Raw genomic sequence first — 12,888 nt, 5'->3', positions numbered from 1 at the left:
TGACGCTTGCCATTCGCGCTGAACTGTCTGGATCTGCAGCTTTCCCCTATGCGCGCACAGCATTTCATGTGCATGCTGCACAACAAGGAAAGGCTTTCCGCCCGGCACAGTCAGCGCCGGGTGATGCTGATAACCGCAAAAATACCTGTAGCGCAAGAGCGGCGTGAGACGACATGTTCATTCCACGCCAAAAATATTGCGTCAGACCGCGTGAAGCAGCCCGGTCAGACGTGTTATTTGTTTAACGCGAAAACAGCGTCAGAATTGGCAGTTCATTGAGCATGGAGCGTGTAACACCGCCAAAAACCAGTTCGCGCAATCGTGAGTGGCTGTAAGCCCCCATAACGAGAAGGTCTGCACGCTGTGCAATGATGTGCTCACGCAGCACATCCTGTGCATTGCGGCTATTGGATGCGAGCGGCGTAACACTGGCCTCGATTCCATGGCGTGACAAGGCCTGCGCCAGTTCACTTCCGGCAAGGGCTTCGTCTTCACTTTCACGCTCCGGCGGATCAATCCATATGACTTCCGTGCGGCTCGCATTTTTCATAAGTGGCTTGGCGTCGAAAGCAGCGCGTGCGGCCTCCCGCTTGCCATTGAATGCCACAACAATGCGATCAATCGCTTCCATGGGCAAAATCGGCGCGTACGGCACCAGCAGAACCGGGCAACTCGAATTGAAAACAAGTGTGTCGGCGGTTTCATCATTGGTTGCCGGATCGTCAGGATCTGGCTGGCCAGCCACCAGCAGTTCAGCGCCAAGGCACGATGTCAGCACACCATCCGCAGCCGTACCGGTTTCTGAGCGTGTGACCCGGAATTCGTGATGCACAGCCTGACGGCGCATCTCTTCTTCAAAAAGCAGCTTCAGGCGTTCGGAGATTTCCTTATGCTGCTTGTCATGCAACTCAAACATGCCCGGATCAATGAAACCATTGGGATCAGCATACACGATAGGAGAGGGAACCGAATAAAGGCCGATGACGTGAATGTCAGGCGTTTTGCGCGTCAACAATGCGACCGCCGACAAAACCCGCTTTAACTCGGCATCACTACGGGCATAAGCCACCACCGTCTTATAGGACATATCCGATCTCCTTCCGGCTATTTTCCGTTTTAGTATATAACAATTCAGTCCGACAAACAGGCAAAAATCCTGGGCTCAAGCTGCGCCTTGTGTCTGCAAGGTGATAATCATCGCCTCAATTGCACACACTGCCAAATCGATTTTGGTCTCATCGCTGCCGCGAACAACAAGCTCCGTGCTGAATTTTCCATTTTCGAATTTCGGATAAGAACCGATAATCGTTTCAGGATTTTCCTTCTGGATTGCCGAAAGAGGGGCGCCAATGACGCCTTCGCCAAACGGGCAGGGAACAGTTTTGGACAAAAGCTTACGGCCAGTTTTAAGCGTTGGAAGAACATTGTCGAGCATCGCCTGAAAGACCGAAGGCACCCCCGCCATGACATAGACATTGCCAATATGAAAACCGGGCGCCGTGGATACGGGATTGTCGATGTGCTCTGCCCCCTCAGGCATGCGCGCCATGCGCTTGCGAGAGTCGGTAAACTCCAAATCACGTCTGGCATAAGTTTCTGCCAGAAGGGTCATCGCCTTTTCATCATAAATACAAGGCACATTAAAAGCGCGCGATACGGCATCCGCAGTGATGTCGTCATGGGTCGGACCAATGCCGCCGGAAGTGAAGACATAGTCATATCCTGGACGCAACGCATTGAGGGCTGCAACAATGGCATCTTCATCATCCGCAACGATACGAACCTCTTTAAGATCAATTCCTGCGGCCGTCAGAACCTCGGCCAGATGGCCTATATTCTTGTCTTTCGTGCGCCCTGAGAGAAGCTCATCGCCAATGGCAAGCATTGCAGCGGTAACGGCTTTTTGCGGGATAATCGTCATGCCCAGACTCCATTCTGTTTCATCACAGTTAATCCGCGGCTGACACAAGCTGCAACTGATTTTCTATAATTCTCAAACTGACAGGCCCGCATATGATCATTCACTTTTACAAGAGCTTACATTCTAAAAAATCGTTGCGAACAATTTGTTGAATAATATCCACTGTCAGCAAAACCAGTTGTTGTAAGCGTTCAAAACAGCTTGAATTTGTTTTACAAATCATGACATAGAATTCCTCAGCTGCGGTCGTGGCGAAATTGGTATACGCAACGGACTTAAAATCCGTCGCCTTTTAGGCTTGCGGGTTCAAGTCCCGCCGACCGCACCACCTATCTTCCCTGATAAAACATTGCGCTTTTACTCATGTTTACTGTTTCAAGCTTGTTTGAAACAGTAAAGCAATGTAGCGATGCGCAAATCTTCAAGAGAATGCAGAAAGCTGATTGATGGACGCCTTCGTAAAAGCCGTAGCTCAAGCTGAAACTGCCATGCGTGCGCTCTTTCCAGAGACGCCATTGCAGCGCAATGACTATCTTTCACGGAAATACGGCGCGGAAATTTGGCTCAAGCGCGAAGATCTGACGCCGGTTCGCTCCTATAAGATACGTGGTGCCTTCAACTTCATTTCACGCGCGGTGAAAACTGCCGACGAAAATGCGATATTTGTCTGCGCCTCAGCAGGCAATCACGCGCAGGGCTTTGCCTTTGCTTGCCGACACTTCGGTCGTAAAGGCGTGGTATTCATGCCGGTGACAACACCGCAGCAGAAAATCGACAAGACCCGCGCTTTCGGTGCCGAATTTATCGAAATCAAGCTCATCGGCGATATTTTCGATGTCTGCTATGCCGCGTCGCAAGACTATGCGGAGGCAAACAAGGGCGTGATGGTACCGCCTTTTGACCATGCTGGCATTATCGAAGGGCAGGCGACTGTTGCGCTCGAGATCGAGCGCCAGCTGCCGGATGGCAAAAAGCCGGATTTTGTGTTTTTGCCCGTTGGCGGCGGTGGTTTGTCGGCAGGTGTGACCCAATATTTCGATGGCCTTGGCTGGAAAATTGCCTACCGCTTTGTCGAGCCTAAAGGTGCTGCGAGCCTCAAAGGCAGCCTTGAAGCAGGCAAGCGGATCAAGCTCAATCAGGTTGATAATTTTGTCGATGGCGCAGCTGTGGCAGAGATCGGCAAAGAAAACTTCAAGCTTCTCAAAGGCTTCGACAAAGATATTGTCATAACGGTTCCAGAAAACCGCCTATGTTCGACAATGGTTGAAATGCTAAATATCGAAGGCGTGGTCCTTGAACCCGCCGGCGCGCTTGGCATTGATGCGCTCAAAGATTTCAAGAAAAGCGAACTTAAAGGCAAGCGCATTGTCATCGTCGTATCAGGCGGCAATTTTGACTTTGAACGCCTGCCGGACGTCAAGGAACGCGCGCTTCGCTATGAAGGTCTGAAGAAATATTTCATCTTCCGCTTCCCGCAGCGTCCCGGCGCACTGCGCTCATTCCTTGATCTGCTCGGTCCGGAAGACGACGTGGCCCGCTTTGAATATCTGAAGAAATCCGCACGCAATTTCGGTTCCGTCCTGATCGGCATTGAAACCAAGAATGCGGCGAACTTCAAAATTCTCGAAAAGAAATTTGCCGAAGCCGGATGGGCCTATCAGGATATAACGGACAATCAGGTGCTTGCAGATTTCATCATCTGACAAAGCATTAAATAAAAATCATTTGCTTTTTGGGGTAAAACGCCCCATATGCCTGCTCAGGCGCATGGGCTGAACTGTTTCAGCCTTCCCGGAATCGGACTTGTTGCGTCTCGCCTCTTGCAGTCAGAATGGTCTGAGAGCAGGGGAGACCCGACTGGTTTCGGGCACGGCAGCGCAAGTCGACCGGATGTTTCCGGCGTCCCGTCGTATCATCACAAAGCTATTTTTCGGCAAGTTGCGCTTGTCCGAAGTTTTAAAGCGGACTGCAATTTTGCGGTGCCGCCGAAAGAGTTTAAATTGACTACTGAAAACATTGGCGGCTTTGCCGCTCTTGGCGTTACTGGCGTACTCCTTAAAGGCGTTGAAGCTGCTGGTATGACCGAGCCAAAGCCGATCCAGACACAGGCCATTCCGCACCAGCTGGAAGGTCGCGATATTTTAGGCATCGCACAGACAGGTTCCGGCAAGACCGCTGCCTTCAGCCTGCCGATCCTGCAGAAAATCATTGGGCTTGGCGACAAGCGCAAGGGTAAGACGGCACGCGCGCTGATCCTTGCACCAACCCGCGAACTGGCCGTGCAGATCGAAGAAACGATCCGCACCGTTGCCAAGCAGGCGCATATTTCGACTGCGCTCGTTCTCGGCGGCGTATCGCGCCTGAGCCAGATCAAGCGCATGCAGGGCGGCGTTGATGTTCTCATCGCAACACCTGGCCGTCTGACTGACCTGGTGCGTGAGAACTGCATTGATCTTTCGGAAACCCGTTGGTTGGTTCTCGATGAGGCGGACCGTATGCTCGATATGGGCTTCATCAATGATGTGAAGCGCATTGCCAAGGGCACGCACAAAAACCGTCAGACCGCACTTTTCTCGGCAACCATGCCAAAGGAAATCGCAGCACTCGCACAGAGCCTGCTGCGTGATCCGGTTCGCGTTGAAGTGGCTCCACAGGGCACAACAGCGGCTGAAATCACACAGGTTGTGCACCCTGTTCCAACCAAGGAAAAGCGTCGTCTGCTCTCCGGTCTTCTGGGCGACAAGACCATGAAATCCGTTATCGTGTTCACCCGTACAAAGCACGGTGCCGATGCGGTTGTGCGTCATCTCGAACGTGACGGTTTCGATGTTGCAGCGATCCACGGCAACAAATCACAGAACGCCCGCCAGCGCGCGCTGAACGGCTTCCGCGATGGCACATTGCGCATTCTGGTTGCAACCGACATCGCCGCTCGCGGCATTGACGTTCCGGGCATTAGCCATGTGGTCAATTATGACCTGCCGGATGAGCCGGAAACCTATGTGCACCGCATTGGCCGTACGGGCCGTAACGGCGCAAGCGGCGCATCGATCACGCTTTATGATGCTGCAACGGAAGATACAAAGCTTCGTGCCGTTGAACGCGTCACGCGCAGCAAGCTCACCATCAAGGAAGCGCCCGTCAAGCTCGCACCAGCACCGGCGCCAAAGTTTGATGATGCTGAAGACAAACCACGTTCGGATCGTAAACCCGGTTCGCACAGCGTGCCACAGAAGCATCGTCGTCCGGCCAACAAGATGGCAAAGTCTGGCGAAAATCGTTCAACGCCAGCACCAAAGCCAGCAAACGGCGAAGCGGCTGCAAAGCCAAAGCGTCCATTCCATCGCAAGCGTCGTCCAGGTGGCGGCGGTGGCGGCCAGCGCGCTGCTTAATCGCAGCACACGTTTTTCTAAAAGCCGCCCTTAACGGGGCGGTTTTTTCGTTTTAGCTGGATTGTTGAGTTCGTCATTGCAATTTCACCTGGAAAATTATTCCCCGCTTGCTTGAAGAACGTCATGCTTCCCCGTAGTTTCCTCTCAACCAGAAGGAACGGAAGCCATGCTCAATTCAGCACTCGATGCTATCGGCAATACACCACTCATCCGCTTGAAAAAGGCTTCTGAAAGCACTGGTTGCGAAATCTACGGCAAGGCTGAATTTCTCAATCCCGGTCAGTCGGTCAAGGATCGCGCAGCGCTCTATATTATCCGTGATGCCGAAAAACGCGGACTTCTCAAGCCCGGTGGCGTCATTGTTGAAGGCACGGCAGGAAACACCGGCATCGGCCTCACCTTTGTTGCCAAGGCGCTTGGCTATCGCACTGTAATCGTTATTCCTGAAACGCAAAGCCAGGAAAAGAAGGATGCCTTGCGTCTGCTGGGTGCGGAACTGATTGAAGTTCCAGTAGCACCCTATCGCAATCCGAACAATTATGTGCGTTTGTCGGGCCGCCTGGCTGAACAACTCGCCAAAACCGAACCCAATGGTGCTATCTGGGCCAATCAATTCGATAATGTGGCCAATCGCAACGCACATATTGAAACCACAGCACAGGAAATCTGGCGTGATACCAATGGCAAGGTCGATGGTTTTGTCTCGGCTGTCGGTTCGGGTGGCACACTCGCAGGCACGGCCTTTGGCCTCAAGGACAAGAATGCGAATATCAAGATCGCTCTCGCTGATCCCCATGGCGCAGCCCTTTATTCCTTTTACACAACGGGGGAACTGAAATCGGAAGGCGATTCCATCACCGAAGGCATCGGGCAGGGGCGTATTACGGCCAATCTCGAAGGTTTTACGCCTGATTTTTCCTATCGCATTGGCGATGCCGACGCACTCGATATTCTGTTTGATCTGGTGCAGGAGGAAGGGCTTTGCCTCGGTGGCTCATCGGGTATTAATATTGCCGGTGCAATCCGCCTTGCAAAAGACCTCGGTCCGGGCCACACAATCGTGACGGTGCTTTGCGACTATGGTAATCGTTACCAGTCCAAGCTGTTCAATCCGGCTTTCCTGCGGGGAAAAGACTTGCCCGTGCCGGGCTGGCTTGAAACAAAAACCGAGATTGAAATACCATACGAGGGATAATCATGGCATACGAGACTGAAGCACTGTTCCGCGAAGATGCATATCTTAAAAGCGCGGAGGGTTCGGTCCTTGCCCTGACAGAGTCCGGCGGCATCATTCTCGATCAGACAAATTTTTATGCCACGTCCGGCGGACAGCCAGGAGATACGGGCTATTTTGAACGTGCCGATGGCTCGCGCATTGAAATTGCTGCAACTGTGACCGGCGAAAGCAAAAATGAAATCATCCATGTGCCAGTCGAAGGGCAGGCGGTGCCCGAAATTGGCGAGAAGCTGGTTCTGCAACTCAATTGGGAGCGCCGCTACAAGCTGATGCGTATGCATACGGCCTGCCATCTTCTTTCTGTCGCATGTCCGTTTCCAATTACCGGTGCCGCAGTTGGTGAAGAGGAAAGCCGTGTCGATTTCGATTTGCCAGATGCGAGCTATACCAAGGAACTGGTGACAGAAAAACTCATGGAAATGGTGAAAGCCAATGATCCCGTTACGCTGCGCTGGATTACCGACGAAGAATTTCTGGCCAATCCTGATATTGTGAAATCAAAGAATGTACGTCCGCCTGTTGGCACGGGACATTTGCGTCTGGTGGTTATCGGCGAAAATGGTTCGGTGGATTCGCAACCTTGCGGCGGCACACACGTTTCTCAAACACAGGAAGTGGGTGAAATCCACATCGGCAAGATCGAAAAGAAGGGCAAGGAAAACCGCCGCTTCCGCATTCGATTTGGCAATGCACCGCAAGCTTGAGAATTTCAGGAGCAATCATGTCCGACAAAAGCGCATTTGTTATTTCCCGCGATGATCTGAAAGCCCGACTGGGCGAGCCGGGCCTCGCAATCGTGGATGCATCGTGGTATTTGCCCGCAGCCGGTCGTAACGGACGCGATGAATATGATGCAGCGCACATTCCAGGTGCCGTCTTCTTCGATCAGGACGTGATTGCCGACAAGGATTCAGGCCTTCCCCATACCTTGCCCTCACCAGAGCTTTTTGCGCGCCATGTCGGTGCAATGGGCATCACGGCAGATGAAACCATTGTTGTTTATGATGGTCCCGGCATGTTCTCCGCACCGCGCGTCTGGTGGATGTTCCGCGTGATGGGCGTGAAGAACGTTCTGGTTCTCGATGGCGGTTTTGATGGCTGGAAAGCAGCAAACTTCCCCGTCACCGATGAAGTGACAAAAATCGCTGCAACAGTTTTCACGCCTTCATTCGATGCGGCCAAGGTCGTTGATTTTGCAGAAATGAGCAAAATCGTCGATGAACGCAGCTCTCAGATCGCCGATGCGCGGGCGGCTGGCCGTTTCACAGGCCGCGATGCAGAGCCGCGGGAAGGGATGCGCTCCGGTCACATGCCGGGCGCACGCAACGTTCCCGTTGGATCGTTGTCTGAAAACGGTCAACTCAAGAGCCTCGACAGCCTTCGCGAAATTTTTCGCAGTGCCGGTGTCGACCTCGACAAACCTGTTATTACAAGCTGCGGCTCCGGCGTGACGGCTGCGGTCATCACCCTCGCGCTGGCTTCGCTTGGCCATGAAGACAATCGGCTTTATGATGGGTCCTGGAGCGAGTGGGGCAGCAGGCAGGATACGCCTGTCGTGACCGGCGAAGCAGAATAAAATGCCGCAAAAAAAGCTTACCGCCAGAGTAACCCATCTGGAAATGACAGCGCGGTCGTCGCTGTCTGTTCCGGTGCCATCCGGGGTGCGCCTTGCCATCATGCGATCGACCGAAATGCCCGTGCATTTCTATCGCTACCTTTATGAACAAATCGGGCGTCAGCATCACTGGATGATGCGACGCGTGCAAAATGATGCAGAAGTGGCCGAAGCAATTCACGCCGAAACCACCGAAATTCACGTTCTCTATGTCGATGGCAATCCGGCCGGTCTTTTGGAGATCAATCTCGCTGCCTTACCCGAAACGGCTGAAATTCTCTACTTTGGCCTCATGCCGGATTATCAGGGGCGGGGACTGGGAAAATTCTTTCTCAATGAAGCGATTTCCACGGCTTGGTCACATGAACCGCAAAAAATTTCAATTCATACCAACACGCTCGACAGTCCACGCGCGTTGCAGCTTTACCAGAGAATGGGATTTGTGCCTGTCGGCTGGTCGGAAGAAGAAGTGATAGCGTGGGAATAAGGTTAGCCCCGCGCGACTTCGCGTCCGTTGGTGATTGAAACGACAGACGCGCTCGTAATACGTCCGCTTTCTTCATCAAACACCACGCAATTTCGACCGCGCTGCTTGGCCATATAAAGGCAACGGTCAGCCCGGCTCAACACCTGAGAATTGGATTCATTCTTTGGCGCAGATGCCACACCGATACTGATTGTCAGCGGGTATATCTGATATTCGGTGGCATGGAACGGTGTGTTTTCCACCTCTGAACGTATTCTCTGCGCAACGCGCATACCTGTTTCTCCCGTAGCCCCGGGAAGAAAAACGCAAAACTCCTCGCCACCAATACGCCCGACAAGATCACCCTTGCGCGTCACATTTTGAAGCGCAAATGCAATCAGCTTGAGTGCACGATCACCCACACTATGCCCGAATGTATCATTGATTGCTTTAAAATGATCGGCATCGATGACAAGCAAAGTTCCATTTTCAATGCGCGAGCGGCTGATTTTCATAGCGTCGAACAGTGCTTCGCGATTGAGCAATCCAGTCATATGATCAACGCGCGAGCGCGCCTGCAATTCGGTATGCGCTTTTTCAAGCTGCGCATAGGCATCCTGAAGTTTGCTATAATGATAGAAAATATAAACAAGCGAAGGGAAGGCGGTAACTATCGGAATGCCTGCACTCAGGCTGATAGCTGCCCGTCCCGGCAGTGAACCGAAAAAGAATCCGACAACAAAGCTGGTTGCTAAGGAAAACAGAACGACACACAACGTTATGAACGCTGCCTTCCATAAAACCGTCTTCATATCTATGAAATCCCCCAACCCTATGAAGATATTTTAGGTGTCTGTTGCTGAACCCTGTATGAACAGACCAGATCGTTAGTGCACAGCCCCCAAACGCCAACCGCCGATGCTGAGAAACCAGTCCATAGGACTAATTTCTGATCCCATTGCGACCAGACAAGTTGCGCGCTGAAATAAAATCCGAACACGCCCCCGATACAATCAGCCCGAAACGCGCCCTCAGAGGCCTTATAGGAGGTGCAACATTTTGATAAAAGCTACATTCCTGCACGAATACAATTATTTATATATGTGTGCCATTAAAAACACAATCTAAAGTAGTGCATCATCAATATCTTACTCATAGATTCGTCTTGAGACAACAATCTTTAAAAGAAATAACATTTGCTGTAATTTTTCACATCGGCGCACAACCCGACTGAAGCGAAACAAAAGCCAATAAAATTATGCTTAAAATAGAATGATTTAGAGCAAATATCGGATTCAAGAAAATCGAAACGCGCTCTGGCGCGGTTCGATCTGACTGAATCAATGGGCGTGCTCTTTCTGTTTGGGTTCACGCATTATCCCACGCAAACCCACTTCGCCCTTTGGCTTGGAATGCTCTAAAAGACTGCCAGATATTTCAAGAGCGATACGATACCGATAATAATGACAATCACCTGGGCGATCTGTTTCACTTTCCCATCAAGCGGTAGCATATTGATGAGGTAAAGGACGAGAAAGATAACCAGAATTGTTATCAGAAGGCTAATGAGGATAGACATAAGCAGTCGGACCCTTCCCGGAACGGATGTTTCTTAACTCTTTCGGCGACCGTTCCATCTGGAGGCCGAACAGAGCGGTATGATAATGGGAAGCGCGGCCCGTTTCCGAGCCAATAACTGTCCCCAATCTCCATCATCCTGTTGCAAAGATGATATGCCGGTTAACGTTCCTATCAGAATAAGGTTCCAGTCATTTACGAAAGGAAATCGGCGACTTACGCCGCCGATGAGAGCAGATTTCGACCGGAATGAAAGGAAGGCCGATCTGATTCAATCAAATCGGCACTCCAAATACACAGCCATTATTTTTGCATCGAACCCGTCTGCTTACGCCGGTCATGCCAGCTAAATGCTTCTTCAAGCAGGTGAGGGGTGTGACCGCCTCTGTTGCAGGCACGTTCAAAATAATCATTGAGCTGGTCGCGATAATCCGGGTGCGCGCAATTATTGATAATAAGCCGTGCCCGTTCACGTGGTGCAAGCCCGCGTAGATCGGCCAGCCCTTGTTCTGTCACAAGAATATCGACATCATGCTCGGTGTGATCGACATGGGTGACCATCGGCACGATAGACGATATGGCGCCATTCTTCGCTTCGGACTTGCTGACAAATATTGAAATGTAGGCATTACGCGCAAAATCACCGGAACCGCCGATCCCGTTCATCATATGTGTGCCATCGACATGGGTGGAATTCACATTGCCGTAGATGTCAAACTCAAGCGCGGTATTGATGCCGATGATGCCAAGACGACGAATAACTTCCGGGTGATTGCTGATTTCCTGAGGGCGTAAAATCAGCTTGTCGCGATAGCGGTCAATATTACTAAACACGCGCTCGCCACAGGCAGGACTTAACGTGATGGATGAGCCGGAGGCGTAATCGAGTTTGCCAGCATCGAAAAGATCGAAAGTGCTGTCTTGCAGCACTTCACTATACATCCGCAGATTATGAAACGGACTATCCACAAAGCCATTGAGAACAGCATTGGCAATTGTACCAATACCTGCCTGCAAAGGATTGAGTGTCAGATCAAGGCGACCTGCATCGACTTCTTTGAGAAGAAACTCGATGAGATGCGAAGCAATGGCAATGGTTTCGCCATCGGCAGGTTCCACCGTCGAGGCGCTGTCGTTCTCATGGGTGATAACAATGCCGGCGATCTTCTCAGGCGGAATCGGAATATAGGGCAGGCCAACACGGCTGTCGCAGGCCGTCACCGGAATTGGATCGCGGGAAGGGCGCTTCGTTGGAATATAGATGTCGTGCAATCCTTCAAGCGCCAGTGGCTGATTGAGATTAACCTCGACAATAACCTTATCGGCCAGAATTGCGAAGCTCGCAGAGTTACCAATGGATGTTGTTGGAATAATACCGCCATTTTCGGTGATCGCCAGGGCTTCGACCACGGCGTAGTCAATTGGGCCGATCTGGTTCGAACGCAATTGTTCGACCGTCTCCGAGAGATGCTGATCAATGAACATGACTTCACCGCGATTGATTGCGGCACGCAAAGTACGATCCACCTGAAAAGGCATGCGACGCGCAAGCACATGGGCTTCGGTCAGCACCTTATCGACATCATGGCCAAGGGACGCGCCGGTAATCAAGGTGATCTGGAATGGATCATTTGCAGCACGCGCCGCCATCGCTAAAGGAACTGCCTTGGCATCACCTGAACGCGTAAACCCGCTCATGCCTATAATCATGCCATCTTTGATCAGGCTGGCAGCTTGTTCTGCCGTAATGATCTTATCACGCAGGGATGCGTTCCTGATACGTGCTTCCAACATGTAATCTACCTTCCTTGGAGACCGGCTTTAGGCCGGAAACAACACTCTCCGGTGCGCGAAGCATTTAAGCTGACGATCGGATTCGGCGCATGGGGGTAATAGCGCAAGTCAACAACGATTACACGCATGCTTTGGTCTTAGATCGACAATCAGCAGCCCTGTTGAAATCCGTAATAAGAGAAATGATTACGATCAAACAGAACCTGCTAAAGGCCTTGCAGGATAAGGGCTTTGACCTGCGAACATTCGTATTGAAGACCCCAACCGGCAATCGCATTGATGTCGGTCATAAAATATACCGTTCGTAAAATATGCAAATTAAAGGGTATTGGTTTTTATAAAATCCATGTACAGGGCAGGGCCATTAAAGCCCTGCCTTGCTATTATTTTAACGGCAGCGTGCAGTGTAAATCTGGCCACGGCTGCTTCTGTATTCGCATTTACCGTTGCGCAGATTGCGAACAAGCAAACCACCAATCGCACCCGCTCCGGCACCAATCAGTGCGCCACGGCCACCTCCAGCGATTCCGCCGATCGCGGCGCCAGCAACAGTTCCGATACTGACGTCTTTCTCTGAAGTTGTGCATCCCGCCATGATTAGCATTGCGATCAGCAAGACTGAAATTTTACTCATGAAACTCATCCTCTCCATAAAATAATCTGCAAGCTCAATACCATGAGCTATGTATGAGTATATTCTTATAAACTCAAGCAGCCTAGAAAGGTCGCATCTCTAATTTGCCCATGTGTCGCATCTGTATATTGCCGTCATATGATTTGTTTTAGCAAGTTAAAGTTGCGACGTTCCCAGCAAAATAGAGATGCGACAGGTGCTGACGTTCAGCCCCCATTCCGAGAGGCTGGTCGGGGTTGCAAACGAGGAAT

General features: G+C 51.5%; 12 protein-coding genes and 1 tRNA gene. 7 read left to right on the top strand and 6 right to left on the bottom strand.

The annotated features are described in order from the left end of the window. Positions 1–241: 241 nt before the first annotated feature. A complete protein-coding gene (locus ABE527_RS16455) occupies positions 242–1,087 on the bottom strand; it encodes a universal stress protein (RefSeq protein ID WP_499694101.1) in 846 nt (281 codons plus the stop codon). 75 nt (positions 1,088–1,162) lie between these two features. Continuing rightward, positions 1,163–1,921 carry a competence/damage-inducible protein A gene (locus tag ABE527_RS16450; protein ID WP_499697591.1) on the bottom strand — a complete coding sequence of 253 codons (759 nt, stop codon included), beginning with the start codon at positions 1,919–1,921 and terminating at the stop codon, positions 1,163–1,165. 242 nt (positions 1,922–2,163) lie between these two features. Here ABE527_RS16450 and ABE527_RS16445 point away from each other — a divergent pair. The 7 genes from ABE527_RS16445 to ABE527_RS16415 all read left to right on the top strand — a co-directional run bounded on the left by ABE527_RS16445 (position 2,164) and on the right by ABE527_RS16415 (position 8,652). Then, positions 2,164–2,249: transfer RNA gene (locus ABE527_RS16445), tRNA-Leu, on the top strand. A 115-nt stretch (positions 2,250–2,364) separates the two neighbouring features. Then, positions 2,365–3,624, top strand: coding sequence for a threonine ammonia-lyase IlvA (gene ilvA, locus ABE527_RS16440; protein WP_499697590.1), 1,260 nt, complete (start codon positions 2,365–2,367; stop codon positions 3,622–3,624). 48 nt (positions 3,625–3,672) lie between these two features. Next, positions 3,673–5,313, top strand: a complete 1,641-nt coding sequence (locus ABE527_RS16435; RefSeq protein ID WP_396998577.1) for a DEAD/DEAH box helicase — start codon at positions 3,673–3,675, stop codon at positions 5,311–5,313. Between the two features lie 166 nt (positions 5,314–5,479). Then, positions 5,480–6,508 carry a cysteine synthase A gene (locus ABE527_RS16430; protein WP_499697589.1) on the top strand — a complete coding sequence of 343 codons (1,029 nt, stop codon included), beginning with the start codon at positions 5,480–5,482 and terminating at the stop codon, positions 6,506–6,508. Between the two features lie 2 nt (positions 6,509–6,510). Continuing rightward, the gene (locus tag ABE527_RS16425; RefSeq protein ID WP_265984688.1) at positions 6,511–7,254 is read left to right on the top strand and encodes an alanyl-tRNA editing protein; all 744 of its coding nucleotides are present in this window, start codon (positions 6,511–6,513) and stop codon (positions 7,252–7,254) included. A gap of 17 nt (positions 7,255–7,271) precedes the next feature. Beyond that, positions 7,272–8,126, top strand: a complete 855-nt coding sequence (gene sseA, locus ABE527_RS16420; protein WP_499697588.1) for a 3-mercaptopyruvate sulfurtransferase — start codon at positions 7,272–7,274, stop codon at positions 8,124–8,126. Position 8,127: 1 nt separating this feature from the next. Next, positions 8,128–8,652, top strand: a complete 525-nt coding sequence (locus ABE527_RS16415) for a GNAT family N-acetyltransferase (protein WP_265984686.1) — start codon at positions 8,128–8,130, stop codon at positions 8,650–8,652. Between the two features lie 2 nt (positions 8,653–8,654). Here the strand turns inward: ABE527_RS16415 and ABE527_RS16410 are convergent, their stop codons facing one another. From ABE527_RS16410 to ABE527_RS16395, 4 genes are all read right to left on the bottom strand, one after another. After that, positions 8,655–9,443 carry a GGDEF domain-containing protein gene (locus tag ABE527_RS16410; protein ID WP_265984685.1) on the bottom strand — a complete coding sequence of 263 codons (789 nt, stop codon included), beginning with the start codon at positions 9,441–9,443 and terminating at the stop codon, positions 8,655–8,657. 605 nt (positions 9,444–10,048) lie between these two features. Next, complete coding sequence (locus tag ABE527_RS16405) at positions 10,049–10,210, bottom strand: Thivi_2564 family membrane protein (RefSeq protein ID WP_265984684.1); 162 nt, start codon at positions 10,208–10,210, stop codon at positions 10,049–10,051. Positions 10,211–10,512: 302 nt separating this feature from the next. Then, positions 10,513–12,003 (bottom strand): succinyl-CoA:acetate CoA-transferase ScpC, encoded by a 1,491-nt coding sequence (gene scpC / locus ABE527_RS16400; protein WP_265984683.1) that lies wholly within the window; start codon positions 12,001–12,003, stop codon positions 10,513–10,515. A gap of 388 nt (positions 12,004–12,391) precedes the next feature. Then, positions 12,392–12,637, bottom strand: coding sequence for a hypothetical protein (locus tag ABE527_RS16395; RefSeq protein ID WP_499697587.1), 246 nt, complete (start codon positions 12,635–12,637; stop codon positions 12,392–12,394). Positions 12,638–12,888 lie beyond the last annotated feature (251 nt).

The organism is Brucella sp. TWI432, from assembly GCF_039674445.1.
Taxonomy (GTDB): domain Bacteria; phylum Pseudomonadota; class Alphaproteobacteria; order Rhizobiales; family Rhizobiaceae; genus Brucella; species Brucella chromiisoli.
This window is presented reverse-complemented; position numbering and strand designations above follow the sequence as displayed.